The 26173-nt window shown below is 41.4% G+C and carries 25 protein-coding genes; 19 read left to right on the top strand and 6 right to left on the bottom strand.

Features of this window, described 5'->3' with window-relative positions:
• Window positions 1-30: 30 nt before the first annotated feature.
• Window positions 31-903 carry a YitT family protein gene (locus CSV64_RS11555; RefSeq protein ID WP_099634690.1) on the bottom strand — a complete coding sequence of 291 codons (873 nt, stop codon included), beginning with the start codon at window positions 901-903 and terminating at the stop codon, window positions 31-33.
• Window positions 904-1084: 181 nt separating this feature from the next.
• Between CSV64_RS11555 and CSV64_RS11550 the strand changes: the two genes are divergently transcribed.
• The 14 genes from CSV64_RS11550 (at window position 1085) to CSV64_RS11485 (ending at window position 14485) form a co-directional block, all read left to right on the top strand.
• On the top strand, window positions 1085-1417 hold the full coding sequence (locus tag CSV64_RS11550; RefSeq protein ID WP_099634691.1) for a nucleotide pyrophosphohydrolase: 333 nt from the start codon (window positions 1085-1087) through the stop codon (window positions 1415-1417).
• Window positions 1414-2214, top strand: a complete 801-nt coding sequence (gene dapB / locus CSV64_RS11545) for a 4-hydroxy-tetrahydrodipicolinate reductase (RefSeq protein ID WP_099634692.1) — start codon at window positions 1414-1416, stop codon at window positions 2212-2214. The genes CSV64_RS11550 and dapB overlap by 4 nt, the downstream gene beginning before the upstream one ends.
• A gap of 25 nt (window positions 2215-2239) precedes the next feature.
• Window positions 2240-3379 carry an N-acetyl-alpha-D-glucosaminyl L-malate synthase BshA gene (gene bshA / locus CSV64_RS11540; RefSeq protein ID WP_099634693.1) on the top strand — a complete coding sequence of 380 codons (1140 nt, stop codon included), beginning with the start codon at window positions 2240-2242 and terminating at the stop codon, window positions 3377-3379.
• Window positions 3376-4554, top strand: coding sequence for a CCA tRNA nucleotidyltransferase (locus tag CSV64_RS11535; protein WP_099634694.1), 1179 nt, complete (start codon window positions 3376-3378; stop codon window positions 4552-4554). Before bshA ends, CSV64_RS11535 begins: the two co-directional genes overlap by 4 nt.
• Window positions 4532-5515 (top strand): biotin--[acetyl-CoA-carboxylase] ligase, encoded by a 984-nt coding sequence (locus CSV64_RS11530; RefSeq protein ID WP_099634695.1) that lies wholly within the window; start codon window positions 4532-4534, stop codon window positions 5513-5515. The genes CSV64_RS11535 and CSV64_RS11530 overlap by 23 nt, the downstream gene beginning before the upstream one ends.
• Before the next feature lie 246 nt (window positions 5516-5761).
• Window positions 5762-6601: a 3-methyl-2-oxobutanoate hydroxymethyltransferase gene (gene panB / locus CSV64_RS11525; RefSeq protein ID WP_099634696.1), complete on the top strand. Its 840-nt coding sequence runs from the start codon at window positions 5762-5764 to the stop codon at window positions 6599-6601.
• Window positions 6598-7479, top strand: coding sequence for a pantoate--beta-alanine ligase (panC, locus tag CSV64_RS11520; protein WP_369823523.1), 882 nt, complete (start codon window positions 6598-6600; stop codon window positions 7477-7479). The genes panB and panC overlap by 4 nt, the downstream gene beginning before the upstream one ends.
• Complete coding sequence (gene panD, locus CSV64_RS11515; RefSeq protein WP_083035608.1) at window positions 7472-7855, top strand: aspartate 1-decarboxylase; 384 nt, start codon at window positions 7472-7474, stop codon at window positions 7853-7855. Before panC ends, panD begins: the two co-directional genes overlap by 8 nt.
• Before the next feature lie 334 nt (window positions 7856-8189).
• Window positions 8190-10961 carry an ATP-dependent DNA helicase DinG gene (gene dinG, locus CSV64_RS11510; protein WP_099634697.1) on the top strand — a complete coding sequence of 924 codons (2772 nt, stop codon included), beginning with the start codon at window positions 8190-8192 and terminating at the stop codon, window positions 10959-10961.
• Between the two features lie 72 nt (window positions 10962-11033).
• On the top strand, window positions 11034-11513 hold the full coding sequence (locus tag CSV64_RS11505) for a cell wall elongation regulator TseB-like domain-containing protein (RefSeq protein ID WP_099634698.1): 480 nt from the start codon (window positions 11034-11036) through the stop codon (window positions 11511-11513).
• Window positions 11514-11551: 38 nt separating this feature from the next.
• Complete coding sequence (locus tag CSV64_RS11500; RefSeq protein WP_233190452.1) at window positions 11552-12745, top strand: pyridoxal phosphate-dependent aminotransferase; 1194 nt, start codon at window positions 11552-11554, stop codon at window positions 12743-12745.
• A gap of 44 nt (window positions 12746-12789) precedes the next feature.
• On the top strand, window positions 12790-13497 hold the full coding sequence (locus tag CSV64_RS11495) for a DnaD domain-containing protein (protein WP_099634700.1): 708 nt from the start codon (window positions 12790-12792) through the stop codon (window positions 13495-13497).
• A gap of 8 nt (window positions 13498-13505) precedes the next feature.
• Window positions 13506-14153 (top strand): endonuclease III, encoded by a 648-nt coding sequence (gene nth / locus CSV64_RS11490; protein WP_099634701.1) that lies wholly within the window; start codon window positions 13506-13508, stop codon window positions 14151-14153.
• Window positions 14150-14485 carry a YpoC family protein gene (locus CSV64_RS11485; RefSeq protein ID WP_099634702.1) on the top strand — a complete coding sequence of 112 codons (336 nt, stop codon included), beginning with the start codon at window positions 14150-14152 and terminating at the stop codon, window positions 14483-14485. The genes nth and CSV64_RS11485 overlap by 4 nt, the downstream gene beginning before the upstream one ends.
• A 50-nt stretch (window positions 14486-14535) precedes the next feature.
• On the opposite strand, the gene CSV64_RS11480 is transcribed toward CSV64_RS11485, so the two are convergent.
• Entirely contained in the window at window positions 14536-17223 is a 2688-nt protein-coding gene (locus CSV64_RS11480) for a transglycosylase domain-containing protein (RefSeq protein WP_099634703.1), read from the bottom strand.
• Between the two features lie 24 nt (window positions 17224-17247).
• Complete coding sequence (gene recU, locus CSV64_RS11475; RefSeq protein WP_099634704.1) at window positions 17248-17859, bottom strand: Holliday junction resolvase RecU; 612 nt, start codon at window positions 17857-17859, stop codon at window positions 17248-17250.
• Window positions 17860-18058: 199 nt separating this feature from the next.
• On the opposite strand from recU, the gene CSV64_RS11470 reads away from it, so the two are divergent.
• The 3 genes from CSV64_RS11470 to CSV64_RS11460 all read left to right on the top strand — a co-directional run bounded on the left by CSV64_RS11470 (window position 18059) and on the right by CSV64_RS11460 (window position 23065).
• A complete protein-coding gene (locus CSV64_RS11470; RefSeq protein WP_099634705.1) occupies window positions 18059-18436 on the top strand; it encodes a YppE family protein in 378 nt (125 codons plus the stop codon).
• The gene (locus tag CSV64_RS11465; RefSeq protein WP_099634706.1) at window positions 18429-20693 is read left to right on the top strand and encodes a DEAD/DEAH box helicase; all 2265 of its coding nucleotides are present in this window, start codon (window positions 18429-18431) and stop codon (window positions 20691-20693) included. Before CSV64_RS11470 ends, CSV64_RS11465 begins: the two co-directional genes overlap by 8 nt.
• A gap of 176 nt (window positions 20694-20869) precedes the next feature.
• Entirely contained in the window at window positions 20870-23065 is a 2196-nt protein-coding gene (locus tag CSV64_RS11460) for a 5'-nucleotidase C-terminal domain-containing protein (RefSeq protein ID WP_099634707.1), read from the top strand.
• Between the two features lie 307 nt (window positions 23066-23372).
• Here the strand turns inward: CSV64_RS11460 and CSV64_RS11455 are convergent, their stop codons facing one another.
• Window positions 23373-23948, bottom strand: a complete 576-nt coding sequence (locus CSV64_RS11455; protein WP_099634708.1) for a TMEM175 family protein — start codon at window positions 23946-23948, stop codon at window positions 23373-23375.
• A 261-nt stretch (window positions 23949-24209) separates the two neighbouring features.
• On the opposite strand from CSV64_RS11455, the gene CSV64_RS11450 reads away from it, so the two are divergent.
• Complete coding sequence (locus CSV64_RS11450) at window positions 24210-24563, top strand: hypothetical protein (protein ID WP_099634709.1); 354 nt, start codon at window positions 24210-24212, stop codon at window positions 24561-24563.
• Window positions 24564-24792: 229 nt separating this feature from the next.
• Window positions 24793-25164: a DUF488 domain-containing protein gene (locus CSV64_RS11445; protein WP_099634710.1), complete on the top strand. Its 372-nt coding sequence runs from the start codon at window positions 24793-24795 to the stop codon at window positions 25162-25164.
• 71 nt (window positions 25165-25235) lie between these two features.
• On the opposite strand, the gene CSV64_RS11440 is transcribed toward CSV64_RS11445, so the two are convergent.
• Together CSV64_RS11440 and CSV64_RS11435 are read right to left on the bottom strand one after the other, a co-directional pair.
• Window positions 25236-25916 (bottom strand): DUF3169 family protein, encoded by a 681-nt coding sequence (locus CSV64_RS11440; protein WP_099634711.1) that lies wholly within the window; start codon window positions 25914-25916, stop codon window positions 25236-25238.
• The gene (locus tag CSV64_RS11435; RefSeq protein WP_099634712.1) at window positions 25916-26119 is read right to left on the bottom strand and encodes a helix-turn-helix transcriptional regulator; all 204 of its coding nucleotides are present in this window, start codon (window positions 26117-26119) and stop codon (window positions 25916-25918) included. The genes CSV64_RS11440 and CSV64_RS11435 overlap by 1 nt, the downstream gene beginning before the upstream one ends.
• Between the last annotated feature and the right edge of the window lie 54 nt (window positions 26120-26173).

Below are 26173 nucleotides of genomic sequence, written 5' to 3'. Positions count from 1 at the left end.
AAATCCTTCTGCTCATGCAGAAGGATTTTTTTAATCACCTATAGGTCGTTTCTGTTCATCCAATGTAAATCCTTCTCCCATCACATCATGCACTTCCATCATGGAGACAAATGCTTCGGGATCTACAGAAGTGATGAGATTTTTCAATCGAATCATTTCATTTTTTCCGACTACGCAATAAAGTATTTCACGATTTTCTTTTGAGAAATGACCGTAACCTTTGAATACTGTCACGCCTCTTTCCATTGAATCTGAGATTTTACTAGCAATTTCATCCGGGAAGTTTGTGACGATGAATGCACCTCTAGCGGAGTAGGCTCCTTCTTGCACGAAATCAATGACACGGGCACCGACGAATAACGCAACTAATGTATACATCATGGAGCGATAATCTAAATAGACAGCCCACGATAACAAAATAATAGCTGCATCAAACACAAACATCGTTTTGCCCATTGTAATTCCATATTTTTTATGCACGAGTCTCGCAATGATATCAGAGCCACCTGTCGTCCCGCCGCTTCTAAATATAATACCTAGTCCTACACCGATGAAAACGCCGGCAAATAACGCGACAAGAAACAGATCACCTTCCATATGGATGTTCACTTGATACTTCATGAAGATTTTAATGAAAAGCGACACGGCTACCGTACCAATGACAGTATATATAAAGGAACGTCTACCGAGCATCTTCCAGCCTATTATGAACATTGGAATATTCAGCACTAGGTTCATTAAAGCGGGATCCCAATTAAAAGCAAACAACAAAATCAAGGTGATCCCGGTAAATCCACCTTCTGCCAGTTCATGCTGAATCGTAAAGTTCACGAGTCCGAAACTAAATAGTGCTGCACCTAACATAATCAATAAGATATTTCGTATACGAATTCCAGTGAACAAACACAACACTCCTCCCGTTAATTGACTCTAGATGTAATTGAGCTTCTTGTTCTATGTAGCTTGTCCCATATACGCGCGTATTATCATTCGACCATACGTGCAATATACATAGTATGTGCTAAATATTATATTTTGACAATAGCCAGAAGAATGCATACGATAGGAAGGGGAGTGGATTACGATGACTAAAACAATGGAACAATTGCAACAAGATGTGGATACATACATAACCGGCTTTAAAGAAGGATATTTTCCTCCAATGGAACTCATCGCTCGGCTATCAGAAGAGTTAGGGGAATTATCCCGTGAAGTGCAGGATCGCTACGGTATGAAGAAGAAAAAATCTACAGAGGCCGTACGAACGTTGGAGGAAGAAACGGGCGATCTATTATTCGTCCTCATCTGTTTTGCCAACTCACAACAAATTGATTTATCCGAAGCGCTTGATTCCGTAATGACAAAATTCAACACAAGAGATAAAGACCGTTGGACGAAAAAGGAGGAAGAAGAATGACGATTAAATTAGCGATAGCAGGTGCACGTGGAAGAATGGGTGGAACTGCTATAATAGCAGGCACGGAAGCAGCAGACATTGAGATTGTGGCAGTACTTGATTATAAACATGATGGAGAATATTTACATAATGGAACAGTTACAGATGCCAAAGACGGGATACCGATTTATACGTCGCTCGAAGCTTTGCATGCTGCACACCATCCCGATGTACTACTCGATGTCACAGATCCAGATGCTGTATTCGCTAATGCAAGTCAAGCGTTGTCACTCGGCATGGACGTGGTAATTGGAACATCCGGCTTGACTGCTGAAATGCTTACAGATTTAGAGAACTTGTCTAATGAACAGCAAAAAAGCTGTATTATTGCACCAAACTTCTCTATTGGTGCGGTTCTCATGATGAAATTTGCTCAACAAGCTGCTCGTTACTTAGGGGACGTTGAAATAATAGAAATGCATCATGATCGTAAATTGGATGCACCGTCTGGAACAGCTGTCAAGACAGCTGAGATGATCCGTGAAGTACGTGCAGCTCACATTCAAGGGCACCCAGAAGAACAAGAGACACTTAAAGGTGCACGCGGTGCAGATATTGAAGGAATGAAAATCCATAGCATTCGTTTACCGGGATTACTCGCACATCAAGAAGTACTACTTGGCGGTGAAGGGGAATTACTCAAGATCCGACATGATTCATTCGATCGAAAGTCCTTTATGCCAGGAATACTACTGGCAATCCGTGAATCTGTTTCTTCTACACGATTCATTTACGGTCTTGAAAAAATTATAGATTAAACTTTTGCAGTGAGGCGGTTAACGTATGCAACAAAGAAAATTAAAAGTAGGCGTCATTTGTTATCCTTCACTCGGAGGGTCAGGTGTAGTGGCAACGGAGTTAGGACTAAAAATGGCGGCTAAAGGTCATGAGATGCATTATATTACATCTAGTAAACCGTTTCGATTTTTAGATATCCATCCGAATATCCATTTTCATGAAGTAACGATAGAAGGCTATGCAGTATTCAAGTATCCTCCGTATGACATCGCCCTTGCCAACCGCATCGCGCAAGTCATTGAATCAGAACAGCTGGATTTACTGCATGTCCACTACGCAGTCCCACATGCGATCTCCGCTGTTCTGGCGAAAGATATGGCACAATCATCTATTGGTATCATTACGACTCTACATGGCACCGATGTGACGATTCTCGGTCACGACCCTGCATTAAAAAACACATTGTCTTATGGTATTAATAAATCTGATCGTGTCACGGCTGTATCCCGATCGCTACGTAATGAAACGATCGAGTTGCAACAACCGACGACAGAAATTCGAACGATTTATAACTTCATCGATGAAGAAAAGTATTATCCACGTGAAGTGGGACATCTTCGGGAAGAGCTCGGCATTGCAGCAGATGAAAAAGTCCTAATTCATATATCTAACTTCCGTAAAGTGAAGCGTATTCCCGATATTATCGAAAGCTTCCGTTTGCTAGATCAGCAACATAAAGCAAAATTGTTATTAGTGGGTGAAGGCCCGGAGAAATTTGATTTGGAGAAATATGTTGAGGATAATGGGTTGCAAGACGACATTTTGTTCCTAGGGAAGCGTGATGATCTGCCCGAATTATTATCCATCAGTGATGTGATGCTGTTGCTTTCCGAGAAAGAAGCGTTTGGTCTCGTGTTACTTGAAGCGTTTGCTTGTGGTGTGCCAGCTGTAGCAAATGCGATAGGTGGTATTCCAGAAGTTGTGGAAGACGGGGTCAACGGATTTTTGGTGGAATTAGGTGATGTGCAAGCCGTCGCAAATCGTGTGACACAGTTGCTGAGTGATTCCACATTACATCAACAAATGAAGAGGAATGCTATGCGAACTGTAGTGGAAGAATTCAGTTCCGAATCAATAGTAGAACAATATGAAGAATTATATTATGAAGTGGCGGCGATGAAATGACAGCTTCATTCGGTTCAGCAGCGAGCCGGCAAGTACTTAGAGAATTGCACGCAGCGGGCTATGAGGCTGTATTTGTTGGTGGGGCAGTACGTGATGCCGAGCTTGGTAAAAAACCATTGGATATTGACATTACGACTTCCGCCACACCGCATCAAGTGAAAGAGGTGTTCCGCCACACGATTGATATAGGCATTGAACATGGGACAATCCTTGTGCTGATGCATGGCGAGCCGATTGAAGTGACGACATACCGGACAGACACTACATACAACGAACTGAGTCATACCGTCTATGTAACTTCATTGCAAGAGGACTTGCAACACCGTGACTTTACGGTCAATGCGCTTGCTATGACAGTTGACGGAGAACTTATTGATTTATTTGATGGACTTAAAGATTTGAGGCAAAAGGTTATTCGTTCTGTTGGAAGACCGGAAGAACGCATTCAAGAAGATCCGCTGCGAATTTTCCGTGCTTTGCGTTTTTCGTCTGTTTTAGATTTTGAAATAGAATGGCAAACATTGTATTCGATGGGACAACTAGCTTCATCGTTACGTCATGTAGCAATTGAACGGATCAAAACAGAAATGGATAAACTGTTTCAAGGGCTGAACCCTTCACGGGCGTTTCATTACGGACGTGAAATTGGATTACCCAAACTATTTTCCGAGTTATTTACAGCGTTTGAATCACTGGATCGCTATACACCTTTTCTACACGCACGCCATGGCTTCGCAGCGATGCTGACAGTAACGGACACATCGGCAACAGAACTAGCTAGGCTCTACAAATTATCCAATGAAGAAAAACGCTTCCTGAAACTATATGAAGAAGCATATGCTGTACGTACAGAACGACCATTTGACCTTTGGGATTTCTATAGTTATCCAACCGACGTACTGGAAGTAGTGGGAAGAATCTATTACACCAATCATGAAGGTCATGATCTCAGCAGTCAACAAATTGAACAACATAAAAAGCAGTTGCCGATTCTGCAACGTGCAGACTTGGCGTTCACAGGAAAAGATTTATTGATATGGTCAGGAAAAAGCGGTGGCAGATGGACAAGTGAGTGGATTATGAAAATTGAACGAGCGGTTGTCTACGGACAAATCGAAAATGACGCACTGGCGATAAAGGAATGGTTTATAAATGAAACTTCCCGTGAAAAATGAATTGTTAAAACGATTATTTGCCGCACAAGGTGAGCCCATATCGGGTCAAGATATTGCCGATGAATTCGGTCTTTCCCGCACAGCAATCTGGAAATATATAAAAGAACTTGAAGAAGAGGGCTATGAAATTGGGTCACAACGTAAAAAAGGCTATTACTTAATAGAAGCACCGGATTTAGTCAACCAAGGAAATATCACCGAATATTTAACGACACAACGCTACGGTCATACAATTAAATACTTTACAACCGTGCCTACTACGCAGACCATTGCACATGAAGATGCGCAAAATGGAGCGGAAGATGGCACGTTGATTATTTCGGAAGAGCAGACAGCGGGTAAAGGACGTTTAGCGAGACCTTGGAAATCAAAAGCAAATCGAGGTATTTGGATGAGTTTGATTATTCGTCCTGATTTGGCACCTCAATATGCGCCACAACTGACATTGGTTGCAGCGGTCGCAATTGTTCGCGCGATTGAAGAGGTAGCGGATATTCAACCGGTTATTAAGTGGCCAAACGATATATTAATAAATGGCAAAAAAGTTACAGGTATCCTGACAGAGCTTCAGTCCGATCCCGATCGTGTCAAAGCAATTATTTTAGGGATGGGAATCAATGCCAATCAGCAGCAGTCTGATTTCCCTGAAGAACTTCAGACAATAGCGACTTCATTGCGTATTGAAAAAGGAGAAATGATTAACCGTGCGCAATTAGTGGCGGCTATTCTTAAGTACCTTGAGCAATATACAGATTTATATGTCGAAAAAGGATTTGCGCCAATTAAAATTTTATGGGAGAGCTATGCTGCGATTACGGGTAAGAAAATCAAAGCGAGTATGGTCCATGAAACAGTTGAAGGTATTGCACTTGGTATTTCTCATGATGGCATGCTAGAACTTCGATTGGCTGACGGCACTGTACGTGGAATTTATTCAGCAGACATTGAAGTTAAGAATTAAAACTATACAGAATCTTACTGTTTTGATATAGTGTACGCATAGGGCGGTATCGATTTTGGAGCTGCACCTGTTTGGCAAATGAATTATATACGAGATCTGCCTTGATCTATTTAGACAGGGACGGAGGAAGCATAATCAAACGCTTACGCAACCCTTCTGTCCAAATTTGGATCAGTGGGGTTTTATTTTTGGTTTTTTTGCCTACCAAACGCCTGCTGAAATCAGACGTAAAGGAGAAGATGAACAGTGAAATCTACAACAGATTTTTCGAAAATGAAAGCGAACGGTGAAAAGATTAGTATGCTAACTGCATATGATTATCCGACAGCGCAAATTGCAGAACAAGCCGAGATTGATGTACTTCTTGTCGGGGATTCCTTAGGGATGGTCGTGCTTGGCTATGATTCGACAGCACATGTAACGCTTGATGAAATGATTCACCACGGTAAAGCGGTTCGACGAGGTGCAAAAGATACATTCGTAATCGTAGACATGCCGTTTGGTACGTATCACGGATCTGCTGATACCACATTACAGAATGCTTTACGTTTATTCCAGAAAACTTCAGCGAATGCATTGAAAGTTGAAGGAAGTGGTGCGGTCATCGATAAAATCAACTTGATGACGACAGCTGGCATGCCGGTATGTGCACACTTAGGATTGCTTCCGCAGTCTGCTGGGGTTAGTGGCGGATACAAGGTACAAGGGAAAACGGCAGCTGCAGCTAAACAACTGATTGAAGATGCTAAAGCTTGTGAAGCAGCGGGTGCGTTTATGATTGTACTGGAATGCATTCCTTTCCAATTGGCGAGAGAAGTCGCGCAGGCAGTATCTATTCCTATCATTGGCATCGGTGCGGGCGCTGAAGCAGATGGCCAAGTACTCGTATTCCATGATATGGTGCGCTACGGTAATCATAAATTACCGAAATTCGTCGAAAGTTACGCAGAAGTCGGTAAAGATATTGAAGGTGCAATGAAGTTATATAATTTAGCAGTTAAGGATGGATCATTCCCTTCTGAAAGCCATCGCTTTACAATGAAAGAAGAAGAACTTGAAGCATTGTACGGGGGCAAGACACTATGAATACTAGTGCCACCATGCAAATAGTTCGGTCGATCGCAGAGTTGCAAAACATCTTAAATCCTAGAAAGCGTGAAGGACGCACGGTAGGTTTCGTACCGACAATGGGCTTCCTTCACGAAGGCCATATGGAATTAGTAGAAGAAGCTAGAAGAGACCATGATATTGTCGTAATGAGTATTTTCGTTAATCCTGCGCAGTTTGGACCAGGAGAAGATTACGAAGCATACCCACGCGATGAACAACATGATGCAGAACTGGCTTCCACAGCAGGTGTCGACTATTTATTTATTCCGTCTGTTGATGAAATGTATCCTCGTAAGAGCGGCATTAGTATTTTACCTGGAGAACAAGCATCGCGACTATGTGGAGCTTCGAGGCCAGGACATTTCGACGGAGTATTGAAAGTTCTGTTGAAATTATTCAGCATCGTCGATCCAGATGAATCGTATTTTGGCATGAAAGATGCGCAACAACTAGCGATTATCGAAACGTTCGTTCGTGATTTTAATCTTCGCACGTCGATTGCACGTGTACCTACTGTTCGAGAAGAAGACGGACTTGCAAAAAGTTCTCGTAATGTTCGTTTGCTTGAACATGAACGGAATGAAGCGAGTGCAATCTACCGTGCACTATCACAGGGGAAACGCAGTTATTATGAAGGCGTTCCACTGCAAGAAGTCGCGAAGATTGTGCGCAAAGCGATCGAAGAAGAAACATCCGGTACAATTGATTATGTCGAAGTACTTGCGTATCCGTCACTGGAAGAGAAGATCGATGATACGCAGGAAGTAATCTTGGCCGCTGCGGTACAATTTACTCACGCAAGATTGATAGATAATATTATTATGTCAACTATAAAGGATGAGAAGAATGTTTAGAATGATGATGAATGGAAAATTACACCGCGCTACTGTGACGGAAGCTAATTTGAATTACGTAGGGAGCATTACAATCGACGGAGCGCTATTAGAGGCTGCGGGTATGTTGCCGAATGAGAAGGTGCAAATCGTCAATAATAATAACGGTGCGCGCTTCGAGACGTATATTATCGAGGGAGAGCCAGGCAGTGGAGTAATTTGTGTCAATGGAGCTGCAGCGCGTCTAGTGCAGCCAGGCGACATCGTTATCATTCTTTCCTATGCTTATGTGTCGGACGAAGAGGCTCGTACTCATCAGCCGACTGTGTTGATTATGGATGAGCAGAATCGTGTGAAGGAAGTTATCACGGAAAAGCCAGGCGTCGCTATATTCTAATGAGTACTAAACCCCCATTTGAGAGTTATTCGAATGGGGGTTTCATTTGTAGATTAAGTAAGTGGAGAAAGGTAGCAAAGTCGATCTGCGTTCCAGGCGGGCGCTTTCCGAGGGAGGGATCTTGGGCTAAGCAAACCTTTCGTTGTTCGGTTTGCTCCAGCTGGGCCCACAAGAAAGCGTCCTAAGGTGGAGCTTCAATCACGAACCGCTATCAGAATTACTTTTTCGTTTATTGGTTCAAATGGTTTTCGGTTGCCCTGAATGCAAGACGTGAGTCGTCGTGGTAAGTGTGATACAATTTGCTTTAGAAACCAAATAGGAAGTTGATGATGGTATGTCTACAAGCAAATATGCAGTTGTCGATTTGGAAACGACTGGTCATTCGCCTTCAAATGGAGATCGGATCATTCAAATTGCAATTGTTTTTATTGAGAACAATAAAATAATAGATACATATATGCGTTACGTGCATCCGCAGCGCTCGATTCCGCCTTTTATTCACCAACTTACATCCATCGGTGATGAAGACGTGAAGGATGCTGCTCCTTTTGAAAACATTGCTGAAGAAGTGGCGGATTTGCTTGCTGGATGTATTTTTGTCGCACACAATACAGATTTTGACGTATCGTTTCTACAAAAAGAATTGGTTCGTTGTGGTGTATCCAAATGGCATGGTAAGACAATTGATACAGTAGAGCTGGCGAAGATTATGTATCCTACTTTATCTGGCTATCGTTTGCAGGATATTGCCGAATCATTAAATATTTCGTTAAAGCAGGCTCACCGGGCAGATGATGATGCGGAAGCAACGGCATTGTTTTTATTGCAGGCTATTGAGAAAATCAAAACGTTACCTAAAGAGACGCTGAATCGTATGCATGAGCGTTCATTCGCAATGAAATCTGACGTTTCAACATTATTTTATGAAGCACTGAAGCATGTACGTGGAAAGGAAACATCCGCTGACTATGCGCTATTTCGTGGGATTCCGTATTTGAAATCAAAGCTACCTGCAACAGCATGGTCACAGCCGATAGATTTTCCTGCCGATGTTCCGGCGAAAGATCGAGTCATGCAGAAAATTGATCCATCTTACCATGTGAGAGAAGGTCAGGCACAATTGATGGATTTAACATGGCAAGCTTTTGTTGAGAAGAAGCAAATCGCTGTAGAGATTCCAACCGGTGCTGGCAAGACGATCGGTTATTTAGTGCCTGCTTTAATCCGTGCATATGAAACAAAGCGGCCTGTTGTCATTAGTACGTTTACGAATCACTTAGTCGACACACTTGCGGAAGAAGTCCAGAAGCTTGAAAAGGCTTTGCAGGTGACGATTCCAACGACCGTTGTTAAAGGCATGGCGAATTACATTTCATTTGGGAAATTTGAGGAGCTTTTGCATTTTAATGATGAGGTTTACGATGACTCCATCACCATCATGCAGTTATTGGTCTGGTTAACAGAAACGACTACTGGTGATTTGGATGAGGTCAATGTATCAGGTGGTGGTCAGTTATTTATCGACCGAATTCGTAAGCGTTCGATGCGAGTGAAGAAAGACGAACGAGTAGCAGATTTTTATACACATACAATAAAAAACTGTCAGCAGTCGATGGTGCTATTGACGAATCATTCGATGTTAGTAAATGACCAACAGCGTTATGATCCGCTGTTTCACTCCATCAGTGGTTTGGTGATTGATGAAGCCCATCAACTGAACCAAGCGGCAATACGGACTCACCAACAAGTGTTTTCCTATACGAAATGGAAATATGTAATGAGTCAATTGAACGGTTTAAGTAGCTGTCAATTACTGTTTGATATTCAAGATATCTTAAAGCGATTTCATTTCAATCACAAAACTACTACCGAACGACTTCAACATTCATTCAATGAATTCATGCTCGCATTCGATGAATCGATGCTCGTACTAGTGAACTCGAACTCAAATAGCGATAATAAGCAGACGACAAGAACAGTAAAGCCATTGTCCAAACGTCTGCGATCGAATGAAATTTTCGACAAAGTGTTGCGTAAGATGAATGATTATATCGGTGTTACCGAGAACTATGCCATGCCAATCCAGAATTTGTCGAGCGAATTGACCTTGCATGAGCAAGCAGCACTAAATGAATGGTTTTATTGGGTCAATGAAATGAAAATTAAAGCTGGCGAGTGGATTGAATTATTTTTAGAACAGCCAAAATCAAGCACGACCATTTGGATGGAAAAAGATAGTCGAAGTTTGCCTGGCAGTTTACAGATCAAGAAAAGTCCGGTAAACGGTGCACAAGTAATCCGTGATTTTATAGATACGTTTGAAGGGGAGGCAGGCATCGTTTGGACGTCCGGAACGTTAACCGCGGGGCAGCAGGACCGCTTCGTACTAGACCAGGCAGGATTGCCTTCTAGCGTCCCGCTTTACACATTTGATGCACCCGCGAACTTCTATGAAGGTGCTCATACGTTGATTGTGGAAGATATGCCGGATATTCAGCAAGTTTCAAATGAAGAGTACATCGAAGCGGTGGCAGATGCGTTAATCCAAACAGCGGTTGCGATTGAAGGACGCGTCTTTGCATTGTTCTTGTCTCATGACATGTTGAAGAAGACGCATCAAGCGGTAATCGACAGTGAGTCATTACAAGAAGAATACATGCTGATCGCACAAGGTGTTAGCTCGGGGAGCCGACATAAGTTGCTGAAGACGTTTAAACAGCAAAAGAAAGCCGTATTATTCGGCACGACAAGCTTCTGGGAAGGTGTGGATGTTCCAAGTGAACAATTATCGGCAGTAGTGGTCGTTCGTTTACCGTTTACTTCACCCGAGGAACCTTTATTTAAAGCTCGTTCAGAAGCTTTAGTAGCGGAGCATAAAAATGCATTCACCCATTTAGGTTTACCGGAAGCGATACTGCGTTTCAGACAGGGATTTGGTAGATTAATCCGTTCATCAGATGAACAAGGGTTCTTCATCATATTGGATCGACGCATAGACACGAAATCCTACGGCACATCCTTTTTACAAGCATTGCCTACGTCATCTGTAAAAAAAGTATCTTTGGAAGGTCTAGTTAACGAGATCGAAAATTGTTATAATGAATGATGTACAAATAGAAAGCAGGTTAGAAAATGAATCGAACAAAATCAGCGGTTCATTCGATAGGAAGTGGCACTTATGCTCAACTGGATTAAGTTTCTATTCCTATTTTTACTCGCGCTCGGGTTCACGATTACTATTGTCGTTTTCTATCAAGCAGAGAAACCGTTTGCTGCATCTGAAAACATAGTGAAAGAAGCTGTATTGGAAAATAATGTTCTTGAAAAAGTAGATAGGATGGATCATTTTCATGGTAAGACGTCATGGATTACCGTCTATGGTACAGATAAAAATAACCATGAAAAAATCATCTTTGTGGAAGAAAAGACGACGAAAATTCTGAAAGCCGTATCAATTAAAGATGGTATTACTAAGCGAAAAGCCACAGACATCGTAAAAAATGAGAAGAACGTTAAAAAAGTCCTCAATGCTTCATTGGGTATGGAAAATGACACTCCGTTTTGGGAAGTCAGCTATCTGGACGACGAGGATTTCTTAAACTACGCGTATCTGAATTTTGCAGATGGAAAATGGTTAAAGCGAATTTCAAAACTATAGAGAAAAATGGAATTAGGACTAAAAGGAGAGCGGTCAATTTGAGAAAGCAATTAGCGTCCAGAGTAAATACTTTATCACCATCTACAACATTAGCGATTACAGCGAAGGCAAAAGAAATGAAGGCAGCGGGCATCGATGTGATCGGACTCGGAGCTGGAGAACCTGATTATAACACGCCTAAAAACATTTTAGAAGCAGCGTATCAATCAATGAAGGATGGCAAGACGAAATATACTCCGGCCGGTGGTCTTCCGCAACTAAAGGATGCCATAATTGACAAATTGAAAAGAGACCAAGGATTGACATATACACGCAAGGAAGTGTTAGTCGGTATTGGAGCAAAGCATGTGCTCTATACACTTTTCCAAGTACTTCTGAATAAAGGTGACGAAGTCATCATCCCTTCGCCGTTTTGGGTGAGTTATCCTGAACAAGTGAAGCTCGCAGAAGGTACTCCTGTGTTCGTTGAAGGAACAGCTGCTGAGCAGTTCAAAGTATCAGCCAAGCAAATTCGTGATGCCATCACGGATCAAACAAAAGCCATCATCATCAACTCACCGGGTAATCCAACAGGTATGATTTATTCGAAAGAAGAACTCACAGCCATTGCAGAAGTTTGCCGTGAAAAAGATGTATGGATCATTTCGGATGAAATTTATGAAAAGCTTGTTTATGATGGTAAAGAGCATGTATCGATTGCGCAGCTTTCAGATGATGCCAAAGATCGTACATTCATTATTAATGGAGTATCGAAATCCCATTCAATGACAGGCTGGAGAATAGGATATATTGCGGGTAATGAAGAAGTAGTAAGCGCAATGACAAACCTCGCTAGCCATTCTACATCCAATCCGACAACGACTTCGCAATATGCAGCAATTGAAGCATATAACGGACCTCAAGACACTGTAGAAGTCATGCGGAAAGATTTTGAATCCCGTTTAAATCAAGCGTACCCCAAGCTTTCTGCTATCCCAGGTTTCAATGTATTGAAGCCACAAGGCGCATTTTATTTATTGCCAGACGTACAGGAAGCAGTAAAGAAAACTGGTTATGCCAACGTAGATGATTTTGCACAAGCATTATTGACAGAGGCTAAAGTTGCTGTCATTCCGGGTTCAGGATTCGGTTCAGATACTACGATCCGTCTTTCTTATGCCACATCGATCGATCAGCTGGAAGAAGGAATTGCACGTATCGATCAGTTTGTAAGAGATCATTGGAAAGCGTAATACAGAAGCAACCAACAAGTTGCTGATGAGAGGAAGTTTCAAATATGCAGCAAGATGAGCGGCTGAAAATTTGGATGGAGCAGGGAAATGTTTCTATTTCCCAGCTCTTTTTTCAACATTATAAACAACTGCTGATTTCAGATAGTGACGCCATGGTATTATTGCATTTGATTGCATTTCAAGGAGCGGGGAACTATTTTCCAACGCCTACCGATATCGCGAATCGTATGCAACTACAAGAGAAAGATGTAACGAATTGTCTACAACGTATGATGCAAAAAGGATTGTTTTCTATTGAGCAAAGTACCGATGAAAATAAAGTATTACATGAACAGTTTTCATTTTATCCTTTGTGGAAACGATTGATAGATGAAGTCGAAAAACAATCGATGGAAATCGAAGAAGAAGTGGTCAAGCATGAAGAGGGAGAAATCTTCTCGTTGTTTGAACAGGAATTTGGTCGCTTCCTATCCCCTATGGAATTTGAAACAATCGGTATGTGGATTGATAAAGATGGTCATTCAACGGAAATCATTCGCGCGGCATTAAGAGAAGCCGTATTAGCACAAAAAATGAGTTTGCGCTATATCGACAGAATTTTATTTGAATGGAAAAAGAAAAATGTAAAAACGATGCGTGATGTAGAAAAGCAGACTAAAGCGTTTCGTCCTACGACGGTAGCAACAACGCCGCAAGTGAAAACGACGATTAAAGATGTGCCTTTCTACAATTGGCTCGAAGAACGGGAGTAGGTGAGACGATGCTGACAAAAACACAGTGGCAAACATGCTTGCAAACGTTCGATGAGATGTTTCCCGAAGCACATTGTGAACTCGTTCATAAGAACGCTTTTGAATTGCTGATCGCGACACTTTTATCAGCGCAATGTACGGACGTATTAGTCAACCGAGTGACAGCAGAGCTATTTAAGAAATATAAGACACCGGAAGACTATTTAGCCGTACCCATTGAGGAATTACAGCAAGATATTCGTTCAATTGGTTTGTTCCGTAATAAATCAAAAAATATCCAAGCACTTAGCCTTCGTTTGATTGAAGAATTTGGGGGAGAAGTACCTCCTAATCGAGATATCATGATGACGTTGCCAGGTGTGGGCAGGAAAACAGCAAATGTCGTCGTGTCGAACGCGTTCGGTGTGCCGGCATTAGCTGTCGACACACATGTCGAACGTGTAGCGAAGAGATTAGGTATGAATCGCTGGAAAGATCGCCCGATTGATGTAGAAGAAAAAATCATGCGTTGGACGCCAATGGAACAGTGGACACAAACCCATCATCAAGTAATTTTCTTTGGTCGCTATCATTGCAAAGCGCAAAATCCCAATTGTCCAGAATGTCCGTTATTGGATTTATGCCGCGAAGGCCGGAAAAGGATGAAAGCGAAATGACACATGAACAATTAAAGAAAAACGTACAACAAGTACTCGATATATGGGGACAGCAAAAGCCTGAAGTAGAAAAGGCATACGCCGTAAATGATCCGCGTAAATTGGAATTAATACAACCAGCTATCGATCAACTCGAATGGATAGTTGAGCAAAGCGAAGAGTTTCAGAATCCACACACAGGAAAAATGTATCACGTACTCGCACCAAATAATTATGGGGAACGAATCGAGTTTATCAAAGTTCAAAAAAACAGTCATTATGCAGTCATACAGCTGACTATGCTGTATGATGAGATGAAAAAGAAAGCAGCGCGGTTACGTGTTCAACAGTAAATAAAAAGAGCGACTCTACACGTTGTTTGACGTGTGGAGTCGCTCTTTTTTTAATTGGAAGAGGAGTCAGATGAAGTATCCCCGGCATCGTTAGGATTTTGACCTTGTCCTTGATTGCCTTGGTTCCCTTGATTTCCTTGTCCTTGGTTAGACTGACCCTGACCTTGGTTTTGATCCTGATTCTGGTCTTGGTCATTCTGGTCGTTAGTGCCATCTGAATTGTTCGAGCCGTCTGGTTCTGATTGATCGGGCTCTTCATTGTCTATATCATTATTGTCTTCCGAATCATTTCCAGATTGATCATCCTCGTTATTGTTTTGATCATCTTGGTTTTCATCGGGTTCAACGATAGGCTCATCTTCAATGACCGGTTCATCAGCACCTTTTATCGAAAGGGAAGCTGTAGCCGATCCACTTGTATACCCGCCCATATTGGCACTGACATAGAATGTGTAGTTCTTACCGTACTCCACACCAGAGTATGTGGTTTGTTTATCGGATGTCGTCGTAATACTTTGTGGTCCACCCCCATCAACAGAAACACTGACGTTGAATGTGGGGCTTCCGAGACTGCTGTATTTATTCGGCACATCGTAATTCCATTGTAATTGAACTGTATTGGAATTCGCATCGAATTGTGCAGTTAATCCATCCGGACTTGGAATTGAAACCTTTTCAGGAATTGATGCTTTTTTAGGTAATGTGCCTCTGACAAATAATTCATTACTGACGAGGTTACTATAAGTGAATGAACTAGCAAGCATAATAGGGTCGCTGCCTTTGACGATTGCTGCTTCTTCAACGGAGTCGGGTTGAACGAACGTACCTGGATCTTTGGCGATACTGCTCATAACATCTCTGAATAAATTTTGCGGTACATAGCGTCCATTGTCATAGGTCTTAATCGGTGAGAAATCTCCATACCCGCCCCATGTTGAAATGGTGTACTCGGTTGTATAGCCTGTGAACCACGTATCAGGCACAAAATGACTTTCCATATTGTCTTTTTTCATTTTTTTAGCTGAATAATTTGTTGTACCTGTCTTTCCGGCAATGTCCATATTGCTAATATTTGCTCGAGTACCTGTTGCTTCATACTCGGTAAGGACATCACGCAATACATCTGTAAGCATGTACGCAGTAGAATCTTTCATTGCAGTGACAGGGTCCGGACGTAAATTCTTTTCCGTCTTGCCGTCACGCAAGATCAGCTTATTGACAGTATGAGGTTTTGTATAAATACCTCCATTACCAAAAGCAGCATAAGCGCCTGCCATTTGAACTGTGGAGAATTCATCCCCGCCACCAAGCGCGTTGGAAGAATCTATATTTTTATACGTAAATCCAAGTTTCTTAGCAAAGGCTTCGGCTTTTTTCGGTCCTACTTGTTCAAACGTTTTGACTGCAGGTATATTTCTTGACCAATATAACGCCTGCCGCATAGTCAAAGTACCGAGGAATTTACCATCTGCGTTTCCAATGGCTGTACCTGAACCTTTATAGCTGTAAGGTTCATCTACTACCTTTTGACCTGTAGACCAATCTAGCTCTTCAATTGCCGGGCCATAAGATAAAATGGGCTTAATACTCGAACCTGGTGCACGTCTGACTTCGGCGAAATTCAAGTCACGCCCCGAATAATTGCGTCCACCACCAATAGCAACGATCGCACTTGTTTTCGTATCCAACACTGTCATACCGGCTTGCATTTCATCTGATTCATAATAGCTTGGATCATTGATTTTGGCTTCTACAGTTTCTTGTACTTTTGGATCTAAAGCAGTTTGAACTGTAACACCTTCAGATAAAAGATCCGTAAAACCTGCTGCTTCAATTTCATCTAGCACTGCATCTACATAAGCTGGGTATTTACCGAACACTTCGCGATTTTCTTCTGCTAATAAAGTGGAAGTAACTGGGACCTTTTTCGCTTCGTTCATTTCAGCTGTCGTGATTTTACCGTGACGTTCCATAAGTGTTAGTACAATATTGCGTCGCTTTTCTGAGCGCTCCGGATTCTTAAATGGATTATAGCCGTTAGGAGACTGTGGCATACCCGCGAGCATAGCCATTTCAGGTAACTCCAGTTCGCCTACTTTTTTACCGTAGAAGTAACTTGCACCTGTACCGATTCCGTAGCGAGTGCCTGACATAAGAACTTTATTGAAGTACATCTCGAAAATTTCTTCTTTTGTATATTCTTTTTCCAATTTGTGCGCAAGCCAAGCTTCCTGCGCTTTACGCTTTAATGTTTTTTCATTCTTCAGGAATGAGTTTTTGATGACTTGTTGTGTCAATGTCGAAGCACCTTGTGATCCGAATCCACTACGGAAGTTGGCAATAATTGCTCCTCCAAGACGATAAAAGTCAATTCCGCCATGCTTAAAGAATCGAATGTCTTCCGTAGCTAAAATAGCATCTTTCATTTGCTCGGGAATTTCCTTATACGGGACGAATTCCCGTTTCTCTGCACCGAACTTCATGAATACATCGCCATCTTTTGTCACGAAGTTCGAAGTCAGTGGATCTTTCAATAGCTCTTCGTCTAAATCAGGTGCAGTACTTGCATAATAAGCGAATAATGAAGCTCCGCCCACTAGCACTAAAAGAAACAGTGCTGCAATTCCTAAAAGGATTTTCTTCCATAATTCATTAGGAAGTTTCTTCTGCGGACGCTTCGGTTGCTCCTTCACTTGTTTCGATCTTCTTGCCGTTCTCGAGTTTATGTTATCACTCATAGTAGTTCCTGCCTTTCGCTTTCATTAATCTGTCTTGCGCTTCATCGAATCCGCCACGGCTTGTATATAATCTAGCCGAGGATGAAAACCGGTATTGATTTCGATAGATCGTTCTTCTATTTCAGATAACGTAATAGACTTTCTTCCGCCATCTTCCATGCGTTGCCACAGAGGATAGAATTCCTCAAAGGGCAGTAAGAAATATCGATCCAACAATGTAAAATTGACAATAAAAAAAGCAAGTCCGGATTGGTCGATTACTTGCTTCATATGCTGCACTTGATGCAAATGAATATTTTGCAGGGGCAAGGAAGTTTTGTTTTTTGTTTCCTTCGCTTCAAAGTCCACATAATATCCATTCCACACACCATTATAGTCAGTTGTCGAAGGTGTACGGAAATACGCTTCTGTGATCACCGCAGCACTTCTTGCAGGGTAGCGGACATTGACGATTTGTATGGGAACCGGCTTTTTATGGATGACGGCAAGACCATGCGCCAAATAGTATTCATTTGTGTCGTTGAGTTCGTCTTCTAATGATTTACCCCGATTACTAAAGGAGTAGTCATAGGTTTTCTTTTTCGTAGAAGACACGGAAGGATTGAACTTTTTTCCGTTTGGATAACGTATCGCCAATGTGACCACCTCGTACTCTACATCATATCATACCGACTATTAGACGAGTTACCAAAAAGAAAGTTTCCAACGTGTCAAAAGTAGTCAAATTGGTGACGTCTTGGAATGTTTGTTCGTAGAAAGTGGAGCTACAGTTGAATATCTGATAAAATGAGGGGAGTACATTGATTATAATGAATTCTAAAGGAGTTTTATATAAATGAGCAAGATTGAAGACACAAAGCTATTGCTGACAATTTGTGATGAATGCGAACAACGGTTTTATCATATGCGTGAGACGGATCATGATCCTGATTTCTTTGAAGAAGTGAAGCCATATGCCGATGTAAGTCACAAGGCAATCGCGCAGTGGGCGGAAGAGATGAAGGTGTGGATACAGAAGGAAAAGCCACGGTATGTGCATGAAGTACAAGTGGATTCACTGAAAGACTCGATGACACAATTCGTCGTCCAATCATTCTATAAAGCAACTGGAAAAAAACGTTTCATTCTATCTATCCGTGCGGCGCGCTATACATTGCAAACGGTTTTGGACGCAATGAACGCGGACCGGGGAGAGGACCGTGTGAATGAATAAACAAAGTATACCCGATACTATTCAAGAACTATTCGCAGACTCGCGCTTTGGGCCAAATATTGCCTATATCGAAACACTAAAAGAGCAAGAAGCCGTCACCGCGGAGTTTCCTCCAGTTTTACATTCGTCGATTCGTAAAGCGTTGGCAACGAAAGGGATCACACAGTTATATAGCCACCAGCGACAAGCGTTTGATGAAGTGCGTGAAGGTCACTCGATTACCGCTATAACGCCGACTGCCTCAGGGAAGTCACTTTGTTATCATTTGCCAGTATTGCAGTCGATTTTGGATGATCCATCTTCACGGGCTCTGTATTTATTCCCAACGAAAGCATTGGCACAAGATCAGTTAGCAGATTTGCATGATTTGATTGAAGCGAGTGGCGAAACGATTTTAAGTCATACGTATGACGGTGATACAGCACCTGGCTTGCGAACCAAAGTGAGAAAATCTGGACATATTATTTTAACGAACCCGGATATGCTTCACTCGGCCATACTGCCTCATCATACTAAATGGATTTCATTGTTCGAGAACTTGAAATATATCGTGGTCGATGAGCTCCATACGTATAAAGGTGTGTTCGGTAGTCATGTGGCGCATGTTTTAAGAAGATTACAGCGTATTTGTCGATTTTATGGCAGTGATCCAATTTTTATTTGTACGTCAGCAACGATTTCAAATGCCAAGGAATTGGCGGATAATTTGACGAATAAAGATATGGTGCTAATAGATCAGAATGGGGCACCACGCGGTAAGAAACATTTTGTGTTTTACAATCCGCCCATTGTTCACGATGTGTTTGGTATACGAAGAAGTGCAGTGCTTGAGGTCCGAGATCTTGGCGCATTTTTATATCAAAAGCATATTCAGACCATTATTTTTGCCCGAAGTCGTGTGCGTGTAGAAATGCTCGTGACTTATATGAAAGAGCTAACGAAGAAAAAGTTATTCGATAAAACTGTAATGGGCTATCGTGGCGGCTACTTACCATCAGAACGTAGAACAATCGAAAGTGGTTTGAAAAATGGTGATATTCGCACCGTAGTCAGTACAAACGCTTTGGAACTGGGTATTGATATCGGTCAATTGCAAGCGTGTATCATGACGGGTTACCCGGGAAATATTGCCAGTGCATTGCAACAAGCGGGTCGTGCGGGTAGACGCCAAGAAGATGCGCTAATTATTTATGTAGCGCAATCGATGCCACTTGATCAATATATTATTCAACATCCACAATATTTGCTCGGACGGCAACCGGAAGAGATTCATATTCACCCGGACAATATGCTGATATTGATGGATCATCTGAAATGTGCTTCATTCGAACTGCCATTTAGTTCAACTGAGACGTATGGTGAATTTGAAGTACAAGAATTATTAGCTTTTTTGCAAAGTGAAGGTGTGTTGTTACAAACATCGGATAAATGGCATTGGATGACCGATCGTTTTCCTGCTGGAGAAATCAGTTTACGGTCGGCTTCACAAGAAAATGTCATCATCATTGACCAGTCACTTCCGAAAGAAACGCGCGTCATTGGAGAGATGGACCGATTCAGTGCCATGACATTATTGCATGAAGAAGCAATTTATTTACATCAAGGAACGCAGTATCAAGTGGAGAAGTTGGATTGGGAAGAAAAGAAAGCGTATGTGACCGTCGTCGATGTCGATTATTTCACCGATGCCAATCTCGCGGTGGAACTGAAAGTAATCAGTGAAGACAAGCGAATGGAAGATGGGGAACGTACGTTAGCTTACGGTGATTTAGCGGTACTTGCCATTCCGACCATCTTTAAGAAAATCAAGTTTGATACACATGACAATATTGGGTCAGGTCCGATCTCGTTGCCGGCGGAAGAAATGCATACGTCCGGTACATGGTTAACGTTCGATGTTCCCGAAGACTGGGAAAAGTCAGACTTGACCGATGCGATGACAGCTGCTGCCTACTCCATTCAGTCGTTAGTACCTCTATTCATCAAATGCGATCGAAATGATATCCATGTCGTGCCACAAGTGAAAGCGATTCACATGGAGCGACCGACATTCTTCATTTACGATAGTTATCCAGGTGGAATTGGTTTAAGTGAAAATATTTATAGTCGTTGGAAAGAATTATTGATGCTTGCAGCCGATCATGTAGCGGAATGTCGTTGTGAATATGGCTGTCCTGTTTGTATTGGAGCGCAGGAAGCAGGACAGAAGAATAACAAACACCGTGCACATAGCTTGCTAGTAGAGTTGGCCAAGTGAGTAGAAAAAGAGTCGAAGTGAATCACTTCGACTCTTTTTTTATGGATAAAAAGAAATAAGTAAATAAATTCATGAAAATCAAAAAACTTCCCGACTCTCTAACCAAACTGAGGTATATTCTGATAATATGAATATGTATAACTATCAGACTAGTAAAAATGGGGAGGTAAAAACAGATGAATAAAAGAAAAGTTCATAGGTTTGGTGCGACATTTGCTGTCGCTAGCGCCATTGTAATGGCAGGGGGTTCTGTTAGTGCAGCAGAGCAATGGTATACCGACGTATCAAAGGATAACACCCATTATGAAGCAATTAAAGCGTTGACGGATCAACAAATCATTAGTGGATATCCCGGAAATCAGTTTAAGCCTGGGAATTCAATCGAACGACGTCACGCGGCGTTAATTTTGGCAAAGTTAGGGGACTTTGAAGAACCGAATAATGTGGCGGATGCATTAAAAAAGTTTAAAGATATTTCAGCGGACAGTTTCTACGCGAAAGAAATGGCAACTCTAGCGAACGCGAATGTGTTTAAAGGGGACTCAAATGGCAATTTTAAACCGACAGCAGCCCTCACGCGTCAACAAATGGCGAATGTTCTAGTGAATGCATTGGATCTTGAGAAATACGATACAGGCAAAAAAGTGACAATTAACTTATCAAATGTAGGAGAGTCCCATAAAAGAGGTGTGCAAATCCTTGCGAATCTCGGCTTGACCGATCAACTGACTAATTTCAGACCGAACGAGCCTGTTACACGGGGCGCATTCTCATCATTCATTCACCGTGCCAACCAATTAAATCCAGGTGATTTCACATTATCATTGATGCATATGAATGACTCGCATGCACGCGTTGCAGAAATGCCCAAAGCCATAACTGCTATTAAAGAAGTGCGAGATAAAAAGCCCGATGCATTGCTTCTTCACGGCGGAGATGTATTCTCAGGAACATTGTATTTCTCAGAGTTTGAAGGACAAGCCGATCTAGAATTGATGAATTTAATGGGTCTGGATGCAATGGTATTTGGTAATCATGAATTTGATTTAGGCGACAGTAAAAATGGCCACCAATCATTGGCGAATTTTGTGAAAGGCGCCAACTTCCCTGTAATCGGCACCAACATAGATTTTTCCAAAGACCCAGCTATGAAAAATCTAGTAAGTGAAACGGAATTTACAAGTACGCCAGCATTGGGAGAAATTCATAAAGGCTTGATCAAAGAAGTGAATGGGGAAAAAGTTGGAATCTTTGGATTGACTACAGAAAGTACGGCATTTGTCGCTAGTCCAGGAGCAGTAGAGTTTTTGGATTATAAAGAGTCAGCTGAAAAAGCCGTAGCTTACTTTGAGAGTCAAGGAATCAATAAAATTATTTCTGTAAATCATCTAGGATTTGATAGTGACCCATCTGTAGGGAATGATTTACTTCTAGCTCAAGCCGTTGATGGGATTGATATTATTGTAGGTGGTCATTCACATACGAAATTAACAGAACTGGTCATTGTCGATAAAAATGTAAGTGGAGAAAGCAAAGATCCTACAGTTATAGTTCAAGCTGATCAATATTTGACTCATCTTGGAACATTGGATGTAGAATTTAATAATCAAGGTGTCATTACAGGGCATGCTGGTGAATTAATCAGCTTGAAAGACAAAGCGAATGATGCAGAGGCAGCGAAAGCACTTCTGAAGTATTCGGGCAAAATCGATGAAACGTTTGGTAAAGAAATTGGCGCAACATTAGAAGTAGATCTACCAAATCCGAGAAGTCGCGGAGATGAAGGTCCGACTGATAGTGTCCGTGCCAATGAAACAGCACTTGGTAACTTAGTAACAGACGGAATGCTTGAGAAAGCGAAAGAATATGATGCGAAAACAGTCATTGCTCTGCAAAATGGTGGTGGAATCCGCAACCATTTGAATAAAGGACAAGTCACAGTCGGAGCAGTAATTGAAGTACTGCCATTTGGTAATACATTATCTCTTGTCACGCTAACAGGTGCAGAAATCAAAAATACGCTTGAGCATAGTGTGCGAAACTCTCCTAATGAAGAGGGCGGTTTCTTGCATATGTCCGGAATGAAGATGACATTTGACAGTAGTAAAGAAGTAGGCAAACGTGTTCAAACTATGCAAGTAAAAATGAATGATGAGTTTGTTGATGTCGAGATGGATAAAGAATACGTGATCACGACAAATGCCTTTACAGCAAGAGGCGGAGATGGGTTTAAAGTTCTTGGAGAAGCCTATGAAAATGGACGTGTAACTGATCTCGGTTTAGACGACTGGGTCAACTTACGCGATCATATGATCAAGCTTGGGACAGTTAAGCCTGAGATTGAAGGACGAATTATTGATTTGAATAAGTAATGTGTGTTCACTGATAAGTGCTAGTTCTTAATCTAACGGGTTCGGAACATGCGAAGGAAACGTTAAAAATCATAGCAAATGAGGACGCAAATTCACAGGTGAATTTGCGTCCTTCTTGTCGTTGAATTAACATTTTTATGCTACATATTGCTGAATCACTTGCTCTCTCTATCGAAACCGTCTTCGTATCCAAACCTTCCCATACTCGTTGGACATTAAGCTTTACAACGTATCCACATTCTTTTCCATCTGTTTGCGATTAGACCATTTATGTGGAATAAAAGTTACATACGACAATTTTTTGGGGCTACTGTACAAACGTTTTTTCAATTCGTTTATCTGGGATGAACCAAATAATTGCCACTACTAAATACAAACCATACGAAACAGCCGGTACCCAAAATGCAAATACTACCCCAGTGACATACAGTAGCATGGACACTTTACCTTTCCAGTCAAAACCTATTTCTTTCGCTAAATCTGATTCTGTCCCTTCGCATTGAACGACTTGGTTTTGTAAGAATAAGTACGACACAGCACAAAGGAAAAGAATCACACCATAAAATAATGTTGGGACCGCTTCTAACGGGTTCATTCCTACCCAAGCGGTCGAAAACGGAATGAGCGACATCCAAAATAACCAATGCAAATTACTCCACAGTACGTGTCCGTTCAAACGTGTTAATTTATGAACCAAGTGGTGATGATTGTTCCAGTAAATACCGACATATACGAAACTTAACATATAACTGACGATGGTCGGTATCAATATAAGGAATGCTTCTTTATCTATGGCGGTTGGTGGCTTCAGCTCTAAAACCATGATCGTAATGATGATTGCTAGTACACCATCACTAAATGCTTCCATACGACTTGTCTTCATGTAGTGACACTCCTTTTATCCTTCTTCTTTCTATTCACAAATTTTCTCTCTTTCAAACAGTCATCACGTTATTTTTTTATAGTATCCCTGTAACTCTTTAATATGGAATACTCAGGAACATGTAATTATAAATATGATGATAATTATCAATTGTCCTGAAAAAAAATTACTAGATGTATCCTTTCCGCACTATGCCTCTATATAGCATATGAGGAGATGAAAATGTATCTCTTACATTTGATTTCATTAGGAGGACACTATATGTATTTATTACTCGATGAACCATCATTTACATTGCAAACAACCTTAGTTATGGAAGTAGGATTTAATGAAGCCTTTTTACTGCAGCATCTACATTATCGTTCGCTTATATCAAAAAATGTACGGGACGGGTATAAATGGGTATATAAAACGTATGAAGACTGGAAAGAAGAAATCCCATTTTGGTCACTCAATAAAATCCGACGTACTATTTACAGTTTAGAGTCACAAGGTTATCTGATTTCCAATTCTTCATACAATAAAATGAAAATTGACAGAACGAAATGGTATCGCGTCGATTATACGAAGCCAATCTTTCAAATTCAAAATGGTACGGTGGACGTTTCAGATTGAAACGAGTACGGCACAAATGGAAACGACGGATGTACTCGAAATGGTCAAATGGAGTGATCCAAACTGGGCAAACCTATTACCAATGTATTATTAAGTAAATGAAGAATAAAGATAGTGTCGAGATGAATCTCGACGCTGCATCCTTTGTAATACATTAAAACCAAATGACCTGTTCATTTATAGAATATAGGGTAGAAGAATTAGGAGAACCGAATAGGAGGAGATCAATATGCCAGTTCAAATCAAGCGGGTTTATGAAGATGCAGAGAAGACTGATGGATTGCGAGTGCTAGTGGATCGTCTATGGCCACGTGGAATGAGTAAGGAAGATGCACATGTGGATGAATGGCTGAAAGAAGTAGGACCGAGCAAGGAACTTCGTCAATGGTTTGGTCATGATCCTGATAAATTTGAAGATTTTAAGAAAAAGTATAAAGAAGAATTGAAAAACAATGAAGAACAGCAAGAAGAGTTAGAAAAACTGAAGGATTGGACGAAGAAACATAAGAAGAATATCACGCTAGTATTTGGAGCGAAAGATGAAATCAATAATCAAGCTGTCGTATTAAAAGAAATCTTGGATCATCAGCAAGTGGAGTGATCAAATACAAATACTCGCTGTTCAAGGAAATAAACACTTGAACAGTGAGTATCAATACATCGAGCTACTGTTCATTTATTTCGTATCGTTAGCAAATATTGTGCGTTCGTTACAATGAGTATGAGTCCTACAATGAAAATAGAGAATAACTGGGAATCCCCCGTGCCCACGGAGTACAGAATAAATAACATCAATGCGATAATCAATGACAGATTCATCGTGTTAAACGTTTTATAATAGCCTTGAAGCATAACGAATCTCTCGCCTTCATCCGAAGCGGCTAGCAATTTCTTAGCAAAGTTTTTCTCAGAAGCAGAGGGAAGATCACGGTCCGGATAAACAATTTTCATCAAACCGGGGACCAACATGGAAAATATGATGGATATTAGTAGGACGCCTCCGGAAGTTAGTAATAACCACGTTGGCTGATCGGTGATGATAGAGACGCCAAGAGCCATGATACTTACGATCAGCGCGATGGTATTACATAAATTTAGGTCACTGAATCGTTTATACTGCCAAACATCGCGTTCATCTTCGTCAACACCCGTCAGAGGAAGATAGGCATTCTTTTTCATTTGAGCAGAACTGACAGCACTGTAGACAAAAAGCAATAAAGTGATAGCGATCAACACACTATTCACCTCAAATCCAATGGGCGGAAAGCCTGCCTTGAAGTCAATAGATAACGCGGCATACATTCCAAAAAATCCAACTGCAGCTCCGATCAGTGTCCAAATGATTATTCTCATTATAATTCCTCCTCCTCAAAAATAAAAATGCTTTCAATTGTTTCATCGAAAATATGTGCAATCCGTTTCGCTATAAGCAAGGAAGGCACAAATTCTTCCCTTTCAATTAAGCTAATCGTTTGCCTAGATACTTTTGCTCGCTTGGCAAGTTCCGTTTGGTTGAGCCCGTCACGCGCTCTTAATTCTCTTAATCTTGTTCTCACTAGCCTCACCTCTTCATTGTATTGTAACGTATGGTGTTCATCTTGACAACTATA

The sequence above is a fragment of the Sporosarcina sp. P32b genome (genome assembly GCF_002743335.1).
Classification (GTDB): Bacteria; Bacillota; Bacilli; order Bacillales_A; family Planococcaceae; genus Sporosarcina.
This window is presented reverse-complemented; position numbering and strand designations above follow the sequence as displayed.